General features: G+C 68.8%; 14 protein-coding genes. 9 read left to right on the top strand and 5 right to left on the bottom strand.

The features are described 5' to 3' along the window. Positions 1-10 precede the first annotated feature (10 nt). Positions 11-919 (bottom strand): LysR family transcriptional regulator, encoded by a 909-nt coding sequence (locus ACW14X_RS09600; RefSeq protein ID WP_457165451.1) that lies wholly within the window; start codon positions 917-919, stop codon positions 11-13. Positions 920-1012: 93 nt separating this feature from the next. On the opposite strand from ACW14X_RS09600, the gene ACW14X_RS09595 reads away from it, so the two are divergent. Together ACW14X_RS09595 and ACW14X_RS09590 are read left to right on the top strand one after the other, a co-directional pair. Further along, positions 1013-2395, top strand: coding sequence for an MFS transporter (locus tag ACW14X_RS09595; RefSeq protein ID WP_350841226.1), 1383 nt, complete (start codon positions 1013-1015; stop codon positions 2393-2395). Beyond that, positions 2392-3180, top strand: coding sequence for a 3-hydroxybutyrate dehydrogenase (locus ACW14X_RS09590; RefSeq protein ID WP_457165450.1), 789 nt, complete (start codon positions 2392-2394; stop codon positions 3178-3180). Before ACW14X_RS09595 ends, ACW14X_RS09590 begins: the two co-directional genes overlap by 4 nt. A gap of 11 nt (positions 3181-3191) precedes the next feature. On the opposite strand, the gene ACW14X_RS09585 is transcribed toward ACW14X_RS09590, so the two are convergent. Continuing rightward, the gene (locus ACW14X_RS09585; protein WP_457165449.1) at positions 3192-4121 is read right to left on the bottom strand and encodes an NAD-dependent epimerase/dehydratase family protein; all 930 of its coding nucleotides are present in this window, start codon (positions 4119-4121) and stop codon (positions 3192-3194) included. Between the two features lie 150 nt (positions 4122-4271). Here ACW14X_RS09585 and ACW14X_RS09580 point away from each other — a divergent pair, with 150 nt between their 5' ends. Further along, on the top strand, positions 4272-4967 hold the full coding sequence (locus ACW14X_RS09580; RefSeq protein ID WP_457165448.1) for a TetR/AcrR family transcriptional regulator: 696 nt from the start codon (positions 4272-4274) through the stop codon (positions 4965-4967). A 227-nt stretch (positions 4968-5194) separates the two neighbouring features. On the opposite strand, the gene ACW14X_RS09575 is transcribed toward ACW14X_RS09580, so the two are convergent. Beyond that, positions 5195-6958 carry an acetyl/propionyl/methylcrotonyl-CoA carboxylase subunit alpha gene (locus tag ACW14X_RS09575; protein WP_457165447.1) on the bottom strand — a complete coding sequence of 588 codons (1764 nt, stop codon included), beginning with the start codon at positions 6956-6958 and terminating at the stop codon, positions 5195-5197. A 46-nt stretch (positions 6959-7004) separates the two neighbouring features. Continuing rightward, positions 7005-7967 (bottom strand): N-acetylglucosamine kinase, encoded by a 963-nt coding sequence (locus tag ACW14X_RS09570; RefSeq protein ID WP_457165446.1) that lies wholly within the window; start codon positions 7965-7967, stop codon positions 7005-7007. 124 nt (positions 7968-8091) lie between these two features. Between ACW14X_RS09570 and ACW14X_RS09565 the strand changes: the two genes are divergently transcribed. The 6 genes from ACW14X_RS09565 to ACW14X_RS09540 all read left to right on the top strand — a co-directional run bounded on the left by ACW14X_RS09565 (position 8092) and on the right by ACW14X_RS09540 (position 14230). Further along, entirely contained in the window at positions 8092-8841 is a 750-nt protein-coding gene (locus ACW14X_RS09565) for a sugar isomerase domain-containing protein (protein WP_457166059.1), read from the top strand. Positions 8842-8892: 51 nt separating this feature from the next. Continuing rightward, the gene (gene ngcE, locus ACW14X_RS09560) at positions 8893-10302 is read left to right on the top strand and encodes an N-acetylglucosamine/diacetylchitobiose ABC transporter substrate-binding protein (protein ID WP_160025197.1); all 1410 of its coding nucleotides are present in this window, start codon (positions 8893-8895) and stop codon (positions 10300-10302) included. 4 nt (positions 10303-10306) lie between these two features. Further along, positions 10307-11332 (top strand): carbohydrate ABC transporter permease, encoded by a 1026-nt coding sequence (locus ACW14X_RS09555; protein ID WP_160025196.1) that lies wholly within the window; start codon positions 10307-10309, stop codon positions 11330-11332. A gap of 79 nt (positions 11333-11411) precedes the next feature. Further along, positions 11412-12299 (top strand): carbohydrate ABC transporter permease, encoded by an 888-nt coding sequence (locus ACW14X_RS09550; RefSeq protein ID WP_160025195.1) that lies wholly within the window; start codon positions 11412-11414, stop codon positions 12297-12299. A gap of 66 nt (positions 12300-12365) precedes the next feature. Next, positions 12366-13544 (top strand): acyl-CoA dehydrogenase family protein, encoded by a 1179-nt coding sequence (locus tag ACW14X_RS09545; RefSeq protein ID WP_350841582.1) that lies wholly within the window; start codon positions 12366-12368, stop codon positions 13542-13544. Positions 13545-13624: 80 nt separating this feature from the next. Next, positions 13625-14230, top strand: coding sequence for a GtrA family protein (locus ACW14X_RS09540; protein ID WP_457165445.1), 606 nt, complete (start codon positions 13625-13627; stop codon positions 14228-14230). Here the strand turns inward: ACW14X_RS09540 and ACW14X_RS09535 are convergent. Beyond that, positions 14187-14786, bottom strand: coding sequence for a Maf family protein (locus ACW14X_RS09535; RefSeq protein ID WP_457165444.1), 600 nt, complete (start codon positions 14784-14786; stop codon positions 14187-14189). The genes ACW14X_RS09540 and ACW14X_RS09535 overlap by 44 nt on opposite strands. Between the last annotated feature and the right edge of the window lie 18 nt (positions 14787-14804).

The following is a 14804-nucleotide window of genomic DNA, read 5'->3' as shown; positions in this document are numbered from 1 at the left end:
CCGCGGGGCGTCACCGGCCGATCAGCGCGTCTCGCTGTTCCGCCATCTGTTCCCGCAGGCCGCCCACGACGGCGGCCACGGCGGGCCGCCGCCAGGACTCGGGATGCACGACCGCCCAGTAGGGCAGCCGCTGGTGGATGTCCTCCTGCAGCATCCGGACGAGGTCGGGGTGCCGGTCGGCCATGAAGCAGGGAAGCAGGCCCAGACCGGCCCCGGCCCTGGTCGCCTCGACGTGCACGAAGACGTTCGTCGAGGTGACCGCGTCGCGGATGCCGGGCAGCAGGCGCCGGGGGAGGTCGAGGTCGTCGACCTGGAGCATCGAGTCGACGAAGTAGACCAGGCGGTGGCGTACGGCCTCCTCGATCGTGGCGGGAGCACCGTGACGCTCCAGATAGCCGGGAGAGGCGTAGAGGCCGAGCTCGTACTCGCCCAGGTGCATCGCCCGGCCGCGGTTCACCGCCGGCTCGCCGACGACCACCTCGATGTCGACACCGGAGCGGTGCTGGGCCGCCTGCCGGGTCACGGTGACGATCTCGACCGAGAGCAGGGGATGGTCCTGCCGCAGCGCGGCCACCGCCGGCGAGGCGATGTACGCAGCGAACCCGTCGGTCGTCGACATCCGCACCACGCCGGCCACCGGGTCGGCCGGCTCGTCGGCGGCCAGCCGGGCCAGCGACTCGGCGACCCCCTCGGCGGCACGCGCCGCGCGCTCACCGAGAGCGGTCAGCGCCCAGCCGTCGGAGCCGCGCACCAGGACCCGGCCGCCGAGGGCACGCTCGAGGGCGGAGATGTTGCGGCTGACCGTCGTGTGGGTCAGGCCCAGCGAGCGGGCGGCGGTGGTGAAACGGCCGCTGCGGGCCACCTCCAGCAGCACCAGCAGCTGGTCGGCGGACGGCGGTGTCGATGGGGAGGTGGCCATCGGGCCAGAGTACCGATGATGTGCATTTTCGTTCACACCGTGTGCCAACATGCGCGTTGCAAGCACATTATGACCGCTGTCACACTCCCAACCATGACCTCCACACAGCCGGGCGCCACCGCCGCCCCCAACGACCCAGTCGACGAGCAGAGCCTGCTCCGCAGGACCGTGGCGGCCTCCATGGCCGGCACCGTCGTGGAGTGGTACGACTTCTTCCTCTACGCCACCGCCTCGGCGCTGGTCTTCGCCAAGGTGATCATGCCGGCCACCGGCAACGCCTACGACGCGATCATCGCCGCCTTCGTGACGTACGCCATCGGGTTCGTCGCCCGCCCGCTGGGCGGCGTCGTCTTCGGCCACATCGGCGACCGCCTCGGCCGCAAGTACACGCTGCAGCTGACCATCATGCTGATCGGTGTCGCCACCGTGCTGATGGGCTGCCTGCCGACGTACAACCAGATCGGCCTCGCCGCGCCGATCGCGCTGGTGGTGCTGCGGTTCGTGCAGGGGCTCGCCCTCGGCGGCGAGTGGGGCGGCGCCGTCCTGCTGGTCGCCGAGCACGCCCCCGACGACAGGCGGGCGACCTGGGCCGCCTGGCCGCAGGCCGCGGTGCCGGTGGGCAACCTGCTCGCCACGCTGGTGCTCACCGTGATGACCCTCGCGCTCTCCGACGCCGCCTTCCTGGCGTGGGGCTGGCGGGTCGCGTTCTGGCTCTCGGCCGTGGTGGTCGTCGTCGGCTACTTCATCCGCCGCTCGGTGACCGACTCGCCGATCTTCGAGGAGGCGAAGGCGGAGCAGACCGAGTCCGCCTCGACCGGGTACGGCGTCTTCGAGGTGCTCCGCCGCTACCCGCTGGGCGTGCTCAAGGGCATGGGCCTGCGATTCGCGGAGAACATCATGTACTACCTGGTGGTGTCCTTCTCGATCGTCTACCTGGTCGAGGACCAGAAGATGGACCAGGGCGCCCTGCTCGGCCTGATCGCGGTCGCGCACGCCTGCCACTTCTTCTTCATCCTCGCTGTCGGCCGGATCGCCGACGGCGTGGGCCGCAAGCCGGTCTACCTGGTGGGCGCGGTGCTCGGCGCGACCTGGGGCTTCTGGGCGTTCCCGATGCTCGACACCAAGGACAACCTCGCCATCGTGGCGGCGCTGATCGCCGGTCTGGCCATCCACGCGCTGATGTACTCCACGCAGCCCGCGATCATGGCCGAGATGTTCCCGACCCGGATGCGCTACTCCGGCATCTCGATCTCCTACCAGGTGACCTCGATCTTCGCCGGCTCGCTCGCGCCGCTGCTGGCCATCGCCTGGCTCAAGGACACCGGCACCTGGACCAACACCGCGATCTATCTCGCCGTGGCCGGCATCATCACCGGCCTGGTCGTGCTCACCCTCAAGGAGACCAAGGGCACCTCGCTGCGGGCCCTGGACCGTGCCGACGCCGAGCGTGCTGAGCGCGAGGTGACCCCGGCGTGAGCTCAGCGACGACGGCCCCGTCTGCGTCGGTCGATTCCGGACGTACGCTGCGGGGCCGCCGCGCGCTGGTCACCGGCGGCGCCTCGGGAATCGGTGCGGCGGTGGCCCGCGAGCTCGCCGCCCGTGGTGCGAAGGTCGTCGTCGCCGACGTGGCCGGCGACGCCGCCCATGCCCTCGCCGAGGAGATCGGCGGCGAGGCGTGGGTGGTGGACCTGACCGCGACCGAGGAGCTGGACGACCTCACCCTGGAGGTCGACGTCCTGGTCAACAACGCCGGCATCCAGCGGGTCAGCCCGATCGAGAAGTTCGACCCCGACGACTTCCGCAGGATCCACTCGATCATGCTCGTCGCTCCGTTCCTGCTGGTCAGGGCCGCCTTGCCGCACATGTACGCCAACGGCTGGGGCCGCATCGTCAACATCTCCTCCGTGCACGGCCTGGTCGCCTCCCCCTTCAAGAGCGCCTACGTCTCGGCCAAGCACGGCCTGGAGGGACTCTCGAAGGTGACCGCCCTCGAGGGCGGTCCGCACGGGGTGACCAGCGTCTGCATCAACCCGGGCTACGTGCGTACGCCGCTGGTGGAGAAGCAGATCGCCGACCAGGCCGAGGTGCACGGGGTCCCGGCCTCCGAGGTGGTCGAGCAGGTGCTCCTGCAGGACGTTGCGGTGAAGCGGCTGGTCGAGCCGGAGGAGGTCGGCTCCCTGGTCGGCTGGCTCACCGGCCCGGACGCCTCGATGGTCTCCGGTGCCTCCTGGGCCATCGACGGCGGCTGGAGCGCCCGGTAGCCCCATCCCGCTCAGGCCTGCGTACGCCACCAGTCCGCCGTCGCCTTGGCCCCGGTCTCGAGCGGGGTGGGGGCCAGGCCGAGCAGGGCCTCGCTGGCCGAGGAGTCCAGCACGAACGGCTTGTCGAACTGGTAGACCATCTCGGCCAGCTCCCGGGTGCCGGCGTGCACCGTGCCGATCGCCTTCATCGTCCAGGTGGGGATGCGGCCGACGCGGGGTGCGGCGACCCCGGCCACGTCGGCATAGAGCTGGACGAGCGCACGCTGGGAGATGGCGGGTGCGGTGGGCGCGTGCAGGAAGGAGTTCCACAGGCTCTCCTCGTCGGCCGCCCGGATCATCGCGGCGCCCAGGTCGGGAACGTACGTCCAGGAGTGGGGTGCGTCCGGGTCGCCGAGGACGCGCATGGTGCGGCCGGCGAGGACCGTCGGCACCATCCGCTCGCCGGCGTGGGCGGTACGTACCAGCGGACCGTAGAAGTCCGAGGCCGCGACGCTGACCGTCGGGGTCGGTGAGGCGTCCCGGGCGCCGAGCAGCTCGACCCGCACCGCGGGCTTGCCGAAGTCGGCGTTGCGCGGCGTCTGCTCGGTCATCGGCCCGGTGACGTGGCCGTAGGCGTAGAGGCTCTCCGGGAAGACGACCACAGCGCCGGCCCGTCCGGCGGCCTCGAGCACGACCTTCTCGGCCCGCGGGAGCTCGGTGCGCCAGGTGTCGGCGGCGTAGGCGCTGCCGTGCATGCAGTGGAAGACGGCGCTCACGCCCGCGGCCGCCTGGGTGACGGTGTCGAGATCCGTGGCATCGCCGCGGAGCCGCTCGATGCTCGCGTGTACCGGGCCGCTGCCGGAGCGGGTGAGGAGGCGTACGCGATCGCCGCGGGCGGCGAGCTGCTGGGCGATGGTCGCGCCGACGGGGCCGGCGCCGATGACGAGGTAGGTGCTGTTCATGACTGTCTCCGTTGATTCGGTGGGCGAGCCGGTTGGCTCAAGAAAGGAGAGCACTGCTCTCGGAATGAGTGTGGCGCGCTGTTGCTCAGAAAGCAAGAGCAGTGCTCACTTTTGTTGACATCGCTCTCTGGAGACGGGCACGATGACGTCATGACAGGCACTCCACGCGAACGGGCGCGGGCGCAGACCATGGACGAGATCGTCCGGATCGGCCGCGAGCACCTGGCGATCCACGGTGCCGCCGCGCTCTCGCTGCGCGCGGTCGCCCGCGATCTCGGAGTGGTCTCCTCGGCGGTCTACCGCTACGTGAAGAACCGAGACGAGCTGCTGACTCTGCTGCTCGTCTCCGGGTACGACGAGCTGGGTGACGCTGGCGACGCCGCCGTCGCCTCGGCCCCCTCGGACGACTACCGCGCCCAGTTCGTGGCGCTCGGCCGCGCGGTCAGGACCTGGGCGCTCGCCGAGCCGGCGACGTACGCCCTGCTCTTCGGGTCGCCCGTCCCCGGCTACGCCGCGCCGGACGAGCGCACCAGCGTGCCCGGCACCCGTGTCCCGACCGCGATGCTGCGCCTGGCCGCCGGCGCCATGGCGGCCGGTCGACTGAGCGTGCCCGAGGAGCCGGGGGAGATCTCACCCGCTCTCGCCACGGGGCTCCAGGGCATCCGCGATCAGCTCGGCCTCGACCTGCCCGACGCCTGCCTCACCCGTGGCGTACTCGTCTGGACGAGCCTCTTCGGCCGCGTCAGCTTCGAGGTCTTCGGCCAGTTCGGCCCCGACGCCTTCGGCGACCCCGCCGCGCTCTTCGAGCTCCATCTGGCCACGCTGGCCGACGAGCTCGGGTTATGACGCGCGGGATGCTCACCGAGGTAACTCGGTGAGCGTGCACTGACTTCGTGGAGTTCCGCGAAGGAAGCGACCGCTGACCGAGTTACCTCGGTGAACGGCCGCCCAAGCTCGCTCGGGCGGTGGCCCTTCAGCAAGGTATGCAGGAAAAGGCGCACATCCCTCGCGGAACTCCGCGAGGGATGCGCGCCTTCGGCTGCATACCTTGACGAAGGAACAGCCCGGACGAGCTACTTGATCTCGGCGATGACGGCGCCGTTGGTGACGGTCTCGCCCACGGTGGCGTTGAGGCCGGTGATGGTGCCGGCCTTGTGGGCCTTGAGGGGCTGTTCCATCTTCATCGCTTCGATGACCACGACGACGTCGCCCTCGGCGACCTCTTGGCCTTCGTCGACGGCGATCTTGACGATGGTGCCCTGCATCGGCGAGGTGACCGAGTCGCCGGAGGCGGCCGCGCCAGCCTTCTTGGCCGACCGCTTGGGCTTCTTCGCCGCACCGGCGCCGCCGCCGACGGTGAGGCCGCCGAGCCCGGCGGGCAGGGAGACGTTGAGGCGTTTGCCGCCGACCTCGACCACGACGGTCTGACGCTCGCCGGCCTCCTCGGCTTCACCCAGACCGCCGGTGTAGGGGGTGATCTGGTTGTCGAAGTCGGTCTCGATCCAGGTGGTGTAGACGTCGAAGGAGCCGTTCTCCGCGGTGTAGGCCGGGTCGGAGACGACGGCCTGGTGGAACGGGATCACGGTGGGCATCCCGTCGACCTTGAACTCGTCCAGGGCACGACGCGAACGCTGCAGGGCCTGTTCACGGGTGGTGCCGGTGATGATGAGCTTGGCGATGAGGGAGTCGAAGGCTCCCGGGATGGTCTCGCCCTTCTCATAGCCCCCGTCCAGACGGACACCCGGTCCGGCGGGTGGTGCCCATTCGGTCAGGGTGCCCGGTGCGGGCATGAAGTTGTTGCCGCCGTCCTCGGCGTTGATGCGGTACTCGATGGAGTGGCCGCGGACCTCGGGGTCGTCGTAGCCGAGCTCTTCGCCGGCGGCGATGCGGAACATCTCCCGGACCAGGTCGAGGCCGGTGACTTCCTCGGAGACGCAGTGTTCGACCTGGAGGCGGGTGTTGACCTCGAGGAAGGAGATGGTGCCGTCGGCGGCGACGAGGAACTCACAGGTTCCGGCGCCGACGTAGCCGGCCTCGCGCAAGATGGCCTTGGAGGACTCATAGAGGCGTTTGTTCTGTTCCTCGGTCAGGAACGGGGCGGGGGCCTCCTCGACCAGTTTCTGGTGGCGGCGCTGCAGGGAGCAGTCCCGGGTGGAGACGACCACCACGTTGCCGTGGGTGTCGGCCAGGCACTGGGTCTCGACGTGGCGGGGCTTGTCGAGGAACTTCTCCACCAGACACTCACCGCGCCCGAACGCACCCACGGCCTCGCGGACCGCGGACTCGTACAGGTCGGGGATCTCCTCCAGGGTGCGGGCGACCTTGAGGCCGCGGCCACCGCCGCCGAAGACGGCCTTGATCGCGACCGGCAGGCCGTACTCCTGGGCGAAGGCGACGATCTCGGAGGCGTCCTTGACCGGGTCCTTGAGCCCCGGCGCCAACGGCGCCCCAGCCTTCAAAGCGATCTGCTTGGCCTTGGCCTTGTCCCCCAGCGCATCGATGGCCTCCGGCGAGGGCCCGATCCAGGTCAGACCGGCGTCGATCACGGCTTGGGCGAAGTCGGCGTTCTCGGCCAGGAACCCGTACCCGGGGTGGACCGAGTCCGCACCCGACTGCTTGGCGACGTCGAGGATCTTCTCGATCGAGAGGTACGACTCCGCCGGGGTCGCCCCGCCGAGGGCGTAGGACTCATCGGCCAGCCGCACGAACAGCGCGTCACGGTCGGGCTCGGCATAGATCGCGACCGACCCGATCCCGGCGTCCTTGCATGCACGGATCACTCGAACCGCGATCTCACCGCGGTTGGCGATCAGGACCTTGGTCAATGGCTTGCTCAACGAGAACTCCTCGATCGTGACTGCTGGGACTCCGTCGTAACGATTGTCACACCTCGCCGAGCTGAGCGAGCGAGGAGGTTACTCGACGGTACACGGCATCGTCGACGAGCACGCCCGCATGCCGCAGGGCCAGCACGGCCGCTCCGGCCAGGCCGTCCGTCGCCACGACTGCCCCCGGAGCGACCCGCGCGGCGAAGTCGGGCTGCCGGGCCAGGACGCTCCCGGCTGCGACCAACGGCCCCTCGACATCAGGCGTACGCACCGCCGCCAGCGTCTCCGCCAGCCCCGCGGCCGCTCGGTCGAGGATGCCCGCGGCGACCTCGTCGCCGGCATCCGCCGCGGTGAAGACGAGCGCGGCGAAGTCGGCCAGCCGCAGCGGCGGCATCGCGTAGAGCGCCGCCGTCGCCGCGACGAGGGTCCCGGTCCGTCCGCCTTGTGGCCGTTCGTCCCGGACCGTGCCGAGGCGGTCGAGCAGCAGGCCGGTCAGCGCCGTGGTGGCGCCGCGCCCGTCGAGCGGCGCCAGCCCGGCACGTACGACCTCTCGGCCCAGCCAGAAGCCCGAGCCGACGTCCCCGAGCAGCCAGCCCAGTCCGTCCGAGATCCCCGCGAGCCGGCCGTCCTCGACTCGTACCGCCGACGCCCCCGTGCCAGAGAGCAGCACATAGCCGTCCGGCGCCGCCGTCCCCGAGAAGTACGCAGCCAGCACATCGAAGTCGAAGACCGGCTCCGCCGCGACCAGGTCGGAGAGAGCGGCCACGATTGCGGCCCGGTGGCCGGCGTCGCCCGCCCCCGCCACCGCCAGGGCCGCGCCGGCGAGCTGACCGGCATTTGCGGAGGTCACAGCCTGTGTCACCGCCGCCCGGATCGCCGTCGTGGCAGCGTCGACACCGGCCGAGGTCGGGTTGCCGCTGCCGGCCTTGCCGATGCCTGTGCACCGGCCGTCTGAGGTGACCACGACGGCGCGAGTGCTGGTGCCTCCCGCGTCGAGTCCCAAGTAGTTGTCATTCATTGACACCGTTTCGTAACAGAAAACCATTGCCAGGCGTACTCTCTCCAAATAGTTTTCGAGCGCAGGCCTCGACATACGGTCGCGGCCGGAGTTTGCTAGGTGGGTGGACTAATTGACCAGAGACGTGTTCGGAGCCTTCGATGAGCAGGTTCGCACACGCCTGTCCGAGCTGCAGTCGATGGCGCAATCCGGTGGCCTCGACGAGGCGGTCGAGGCGATGGTCGGCAGCATCCGCAACGGCGGTGTGCTGCAGGCATTCGGCACCGGCCACTCGCAGGCGTTCGCGATGGAGATCGCCGGACGGGCCGGTGGTCTGATCCCCACCCACGCCATCGCTCTGCGCGACACGGTACTCAAGGGCGACCGGCCGGCGAGCGATCTCAAGGGCGGCCTCCTCGAGCGTGACACCAACATCGCCAACGAGCTCTGGGAGCTCCACGAGTTCCACCCGGAGGACGTCTTCCTGATTGCGTCCAACTCCGGTGTCAACGGCTCGATCGTCGGCATCGCGCTGCGGGCGAAGGAGGAGGGCCACACGGTGATCGCGGTGACCAGCCTCCAGCACACCAACGCGGTCACCCCCAAGCACCCCAGCGGCAAGCGCCTGGCCGAGATCGCCGACGTGGTGATCGACAACCTGGCTCCGTTCGGCGATGCCACCGTCCCGGTCGGCGACGGCGGCGTGCTCGCCGGTGCCGTCTCCTCCATCACGGCGGCCTACATCGCCCAGCTCCTGACCCTCGCCACCGCCGCGAGGATCGAGGAGACAGGCGAGACCCCGCCCCTCTACCTCTCCGCCAATATCCCGGGTGGCGATGAGCACAACGATGCGTTGAAGGCTCGCTACGGCGAACGCATCGGAAGCATGGCCTGAACACCCGTAATGAAGAAGTAACGAGGAAACCACCCGAAAGAAGGCAGCACGATGTCCCAGCAGCTTCACCGGCTCGACCGCCGGACCCTTCTGCGCGGCACCCTCGCCGGCGCGGCGCTCGTGTCGTTCTCTGGAGCGCTCGCCGCGTGTGGCGCGCCCGGTAGCGACACCGATAACTCCGGCGGTGGCACCAAGTCCGCGTCGAACCCGTTCGGCATGCCCAAGGACGGCACCGTCGACGCAGTGATCTTCGACGGTGGCTACGGCTACGACTACGTCGAGTTCGCCGCCGGCATCGTCGGCAAGGAGTTCGCTGACGCCGACCTCAAGGTCAGCGCCACCACCAAGATCGCGACGGAGCTTCAGCCGCGCTTCGTCGGCGGTACGCCCCCGGACCTGATCGACAACTCGGGTGCGGACCTGATCGGCTTCAGCTCGATCGCCGCCCAGCTCGAGGAGCTCGACGACGTCTTCGAGGCCGACAGCTACGAGGGCGTCAAGATCGAGGACACCCTCTACCCGAACGTCAAGGTCCCCGGCACCTACAGCGACCGGTTCGTGGCGATCAACTACGTCATGACCCTCTACGGCGTGTGGTACTCCGCCTCGCTCTTCGAGGAGAACGGCTGGACCGCGCCGAAGACCTGGGACGAGGCGCTCGACCTGGGTGCCAAGGCCAAGGCCAAGAAGAAGTACCTCTGGACCTGGGGCAAGGAGGCGGCGACCTACTACCGCACCCTGGTGATCGACTCGGCGGCCAAGGAGGGCGGCGACGAGGTGCGCCTCGGGCTCGAGAACCTCGAGAAGGGCATCTGGTCCCACCAGGTCATCCAGGACATCCTCGGCAAGCTCGGCGAGATGGTCAGCCAGGACATGTTCATCCCGGGCGGCGCCGGCACCCAGTTCACCGCCGCGCAGGCCAAGTGGTCCAACGACCAGCAGGCGCTCCTCTACCCGAGCGGCGGCTGGATCGAGAACGAGATGAAGGACGCCACCAAGGAGGGCTTCGAGATGACCGGCATCCCGGAGTTCGTCCTCAGCGACAGCCCCGCGCTGCCGTACGAGGCCGTCCGTGCCGCGGCCGGCGAGGCGTTCATCGTCCCGAGCAAGGCGAAGAACCCGGCCGGTGGCAAGGAGATCCTGCGCGCCATGCTGTCGAAGGAGGCCGCGACCAACTTCGCCAAGACGAAGCTCGCGCCGACCATCGTCAAGGACACCATCCCTGCTGACGGGTTCGGCTCCGCGGCTCTGAAGTCGCAGAGCGCGATGCTCGACGCCGCTGGTGAGAACACCTTCAACTTCCAGTTCTACGACTACTACGGCACCAACGCCGACGAGCTCGTCGTGTGGAACTCGTTCCTCTCCGGCGACCTCGACGTCAAGGGCCTGACCAAGGCAGTCCAGGGCATCTTCGACAAGGTCGCCGACGACTCATCGATCGAGAAGCTCAAGGTTTCCTGACACCATGCCGGACCCATCAACCACGATGGCCCAGACGGCCGGCGGCCCCTCCGAGGAGAATCCTTGGGGGGCCGCCCCCGGCCGGCGCCGCCGCAAGCTCACCCTCGACCGGGCACTGTTCATGACGGTCTTCCTCGGCCTTCCGGTCGCGGTCTTCGTCATCTTCGTCGTGGTCCCGATCGGGCAGGCCCTCTTCTACTCGCTCACCGACTGGACCGGTTTCTCCCCGGTCATGAACTTCGTCGGCCTGGACAACTACGCCAAGCTGCTCGACGACGACACCTTCCTCAAGGCGCTGCGTAACAACGTACTGCTGACGATCGTGGTGCCGTTCGTGACTCTGGTCGCGGCGCTGGCGATCGCGGTGGTCGTGACCACCGCGGGTCCCAGCACCGGTCAGGTCCGAGGTCTGAACGGGTCCGGCTTCTACCGGGTCGTCTCGTTCTTCCCCTACGCGGTCCCGGCCGTCGTCATCGGTCTCCTCTGGGCTCAGGTCTACGACCCCGCCGCAGGCCTGCTCAACGGCATGCTCACCGGCGTCGGCCTCGACGGGTTCAAGGACTACGCCTGGCTAGGTGAGGTGCGTGCGGCGATGCCGGCCTCCATGTTCGTGATCATCTGGGCGAGCATCGGCTTCTACACCGTGCTCTTCGTGGCCGCCATCAAGGGCGTACCCGCGGAGATCTACGAGGCTGCGCGCATCGACGGTGCCGGTCGCTTCCGCACCGCGATCTCGATCACGCTGCCCTCGATCCGTGACAACGTGCAGACGGCCTACATCTATCTGGGGATCCTCACCCTCGATGCGTACGTCTTCATGGCGGCGCTCGCCCCTGGCGGCGGCCCTGCCAACAGCACGCTCACGATGAGCCAGCACCTGATGAACACCGCCTTCAAGAAGAGCCAGTTCGGCTACGCCACCTCGATGGGCGTGGTGCTCGCCCTGGTCACGCTGCTCTTCGCCGCCCTGGTCTTCGTCGTCTTCCACTTCGCCGGCGGCCGGGACAAGAAAGCCGAGGTACGACGATGAGCGAGCGTAAGCGAGCGAACATTGGATCTTTCATCGGGCCGCGTCCGTATTCTGGCGCTTGCGCTACGGAGGTGGCCCGATGAGTGCCGTCACTCTGGACAAGCCAGTCGCCACCCGCTCCGAAGGCGGGCGACGTACGCCCGGCGACGCCCTGGTCGCCGGCACCTCGCACACGATGCTGATCATCTGGTCGGTCATCGTCATCGTGCCCTTCTGCTGGGTGGTGCTCTCCTCGTTCAAGACGTCGAAGGAGATCCTCTCCTCGCCGTTCTCCCTGCCTGCGGAGTGGAACTTCGACAACTACGTCAGCGCCTGGACCAAGGCCGGCATCGGGACGTACTTCTTCAACACCGTCATCGTCGTCGGCACCGCCTTGGTGCTGGTGATGCTGCTGGGGGCGATGTGCGCCTACGTGCTGGCGCGGTTCGAGTTCTTCGGCCGCAGGGTCATCTACTACACGATGCTGGCTGGGCTGACCTTCCCGGTCTTCCTGGTCATCGTGCCGCTGTTCTTCGTGCTCCAGGGCTTCGGGCTGCTCAACACGCTGCCCGGCCTGATCCTGACGTACGTCGCCTACGCGCTGCCGTTCACCGTCTTCTTCCTCTACGCCTTCTTCAAGACGTTGCCCGACGACGTCTACGAGGCCGCGATGATGGACGGTGCGGGCGAGTGGCGCACGTTCTTCCAGATCATGCTGCCGATGGCCGCACCCGGGATGGCCGGGGTGGCGATCTTCAACTTCCTCGGGCTGTGGAACCAGTTCCTGCTGCCGGTGGCGCTCAACACCGACCGGAACAACTACGTGCTCACCCAGGGCATGGCGTCGTTCTCCTCTCAGGCGGGTTACAACGTCGACTTCGGCGCGCTCTTCGCCGGGGTGGTGCTGACCGTGCTTCCGGTGCTGGTCGTCTACCTGATCTTCCAGCGGAGAATCGCTGGGACGGTCTCGACGGGCACGTTCCGCTGAGCCTGATCTGACCCAGATGTGACGCGGATCTCGCGCCCCAGGTTAATAAGCGCTAACCTGGGGCGCGTGACCGCTTTTCTCCAGCCCGAGCACGAAGAGTTGCGTGCTGTCGTCCGTGACTTCGCCCAGAAGGAGATCGCGCCCCATGCCTCGCAGTGGGACCGCGACCATCACTTCCCTGTCGACGTGGTCCACAAGATGGGTGAGCTGGGCCTGTTCGGCCTGACCGCGCCCGAGGCGTACGGCGGAGGCGAGGGTGACCTCGTCGCGCTCTGCGTCGCTATCGAGGAGCTCGGCCGCGTCGACCAGTCGATCGGGATCACGCTCGAGGCTGCCGTCGGTCTGGGTATCAACCCGATCCTCACCTACGGCACCGACGAGCAGAAGGAGCGCTGGCTCCCCGACCTCGTCGCGGGCAAGAAGCTGGCCGGGTTCGGGCTGACCGAGCCGGGTGCGGGTTCCGACGCCGGCGCGACCGCCACGAAGGCCGTCCTCGACGGCGAGGAGTGGGTCGTCGACGGCGCCAAGCAGTTCATCACCAACTCCGGCTCCTCGATCACCTCGGTCGTCACCGTCACCGCGCGCACCGGGACCCGCGACAACGGCAAGCCCGAGATCAGCACCATCATGATCCCCTCGGGCACGCCCGGGTTCACCGCCGAGAAGGCGTACGACAAGCTCGGCTGGCACGCCTCCGACACCCACCCGCTCTCCTTCGACGGCGCCCGGGTGCCGGCCGACCACCTCCTCGGTGAGCGTGGCCGCGGCTACGCCCAGTTCCTCGCCACCCTCGACGACGGCCGCGTCGCGATCGCCGCGCTCGCGGTCGGCTGCATCCAGGCCTGCCTCGACATGGCGCTCGAGTACGCGGGGGAGCGGCAGACCTTCGGTGGCCCGATCGGCCGCAAGCAGGGCGTCGCCTTCCAGATCGCCGACCTCGAGGTCATGCTGCGAGCCTCGCGGCTGCTGACGTACGAGGCAGCCGCCATGAAGTCCGGGCTCGACTCGGGCGCCGTGACGATGAAGGAGTTCAAGCAGGCGGCTGCCGCCGCCAAGCTGTACGCCACCGAGTCGGCCGTCACCGCGACCCGCATCGCCACCCAGGTCTTCGGCGGCTACGGGTTCATGGAGGAGTACCCGGTGGCCCGCTTCTACCGCGACGCGAAGATCCTGGAGATCGGCGAGGGCACCTCTGAGGTGCAGCGCATGCTGCTTGCCAGAGGTCTCGGCCTCCCCGTCGAGTAGGCGCGAATCCTACGGCACGCTGAACGAAACCCGCGAAGTAATCAAGAGCCATCTCACCATTGACCGTTTACTGTGGCCACATGGTGTTCGGGGGACAGCTGCTGGGAGGGCTGCGTCGCACCCGCCTCCTCGGGGAGGTGGTCCGCTTCATGATGGTCGGCGGAATCGCGACAGCAGTCGCTTTCGTGCTGTTCAACGGACTGGTCCACGGCTTCTTCATGGGGTCGGGGCCGATGAACGGTCAGCCGATCCCGGCCTACATCGTCGCCAACACGGTCGGCATGCTGATCAGCTACGACCTGAGCCGCCGTTGGACGTTCCGTCACCGCGTCTCCGACCATCCCGATGGCGGGTTCACGGCCTATGTCGTGATCAACGCGGTCACGATGCTGCTGCCGGTCGGGTGCCTCTACGTCACCCGTAGCGTGATCGGCTGGGACAGCGCGATCGCCGACAACCTCTCGGCCAACGTGGTCGGCGTGCTGCTGGGGCAGATCGCCCGGTTCTTCCTCTTCCGGAAGTTCGTCTTCGGCCGCCCGATCCGCTACACGCAGGTCTACGGCAGCGTGGAGGAGGAGGCCGCGGCGCTGGAGGCCGCGGCAGGCGGGACGGTGCTGATGGCTCCGGAACGCCGAGAGCCGGTCAGCGGTTCCACAGAGCCGGCCACGCATGACCGAGCCGGCTGAGCAGGTCGCGTAGCAGCGGCAGGCTCAGCCCGACCACGTTGTGGTGGTCGCCCTCGATCCCGGTGATGAAGGCCCCGCCGAGCCCGTCGATCGTGAACGCGCCGGCGACAAGCAGCGGCTCGCCGGTCGCGACGTACGCAGCGATCTCCTCGTCGCTCACGTCGGCGAAGTGCACCGTCGTGGCAGCCGTCTGCGACACCTGCCGGCCGGTCGTGGTGTCGACCAGGGCGTGCCCGGAGACGAGTACGCCGCTGCGCGCCCGCATCTCCCGCCAGCGCTGGGTCGCCTCCTCGGGGTCGTGCGGCTTCCCCAGGGGCTTTCCGTCCAGCTCGAGGACGCTGTCGCACCCCAGCACGAGCGCCCCTTCGGGCACCTCGGGACGGCCGGCGACGGCGTCCCGCTTGAGCTCGGCGAGCCCGAGCGCCAGCTCCGTCGGCGGCAGTCCATCGAGCTTGCTCTCGTCGACACCGGAGACGATCACCACAGGTTCGACACCTGCGCTGCGCAGCGTCTGCAGCCGGGCGGGGGACTTGGAGGCAAGGACCAGCGTGGTCATGGCTCAACCCTAGGGGTA

The organism is Nocardioides sp. YJ-D4 (assembly GCF_054031495.1).
This window is presented reverse-complemented; position numbering and strand designations above follow the sequence as displayed.

Coding starts and splice junctions, on each gene's coding strand:
- ACW14X_RS09585 (WP_457165449.1), bottom strand. CDS start 4,121: ATGAACAGCACCTACCTCGTCATCGGCGCCGGCCCCGTCGGCGCGACC.
- ACW14X_RS09595 (WP_350841226.1), top strand. CDS start 1,013: ATGACCTCCACACAGCCGGGCGCCACCGCCGCCCCCAACGACCCAGTC.
- ACW14X_RS09555 (WP_160025196.1), top strand. CDS start 10,307: ATGCCGGACCCATCAACCACGATGGCCCAGACGGCCGGCGGCCCCTCC.
- ACW14X_RS09570 (WP_457165446.1), bottom strand. CDS start 7,967: ATGAATGACAACTACTTGGGACTCGACGCGGGAGGCACCAGCACTCGC.
- ACW14X_RS09540 (WP_457165445.1), top strand. CDS start 13,625: ATGGTGTTCGGGGGACAGCTGCTGGGAGGGCTGCGTCGCACCCGCCTC.
- ACW14X_RS09535 (WP_457165444.1), bottom strand. CDS start 14,786: ATGACCACGCTGGTCCTTGCCTCCAAGTCCCCCGCCCGGCTGCAGACG.
- ACW14X_RS09580 (WP_457165448.1), top strand. CDS start 4,272: ATGACAGGCACTCCACGCGAACGGGCGCGGGCGCAGACCATGGACGAG.
- ACW14X_RS09600 (WP_457165451.1), bottom strand. CDS start 919: ATGGCCACCTCCCCATCGACACCGCCGTCCGCCGACCAGCTGCTGGTG.
- ngcE (WP_160025197.1), top strand. CDS start 8,893: ATGTCCCAGCAGCTTCACCGGCTCGACCGCCGGACCCTTCTGCGCGGC.
- ACW14X_RS09550 (WP_160025195.1), top strand. CDS start 11,412: ATGAGTGCCGTCACTCTGGACAAGCCAGTCGCCACCCGCTCCGAAGGC.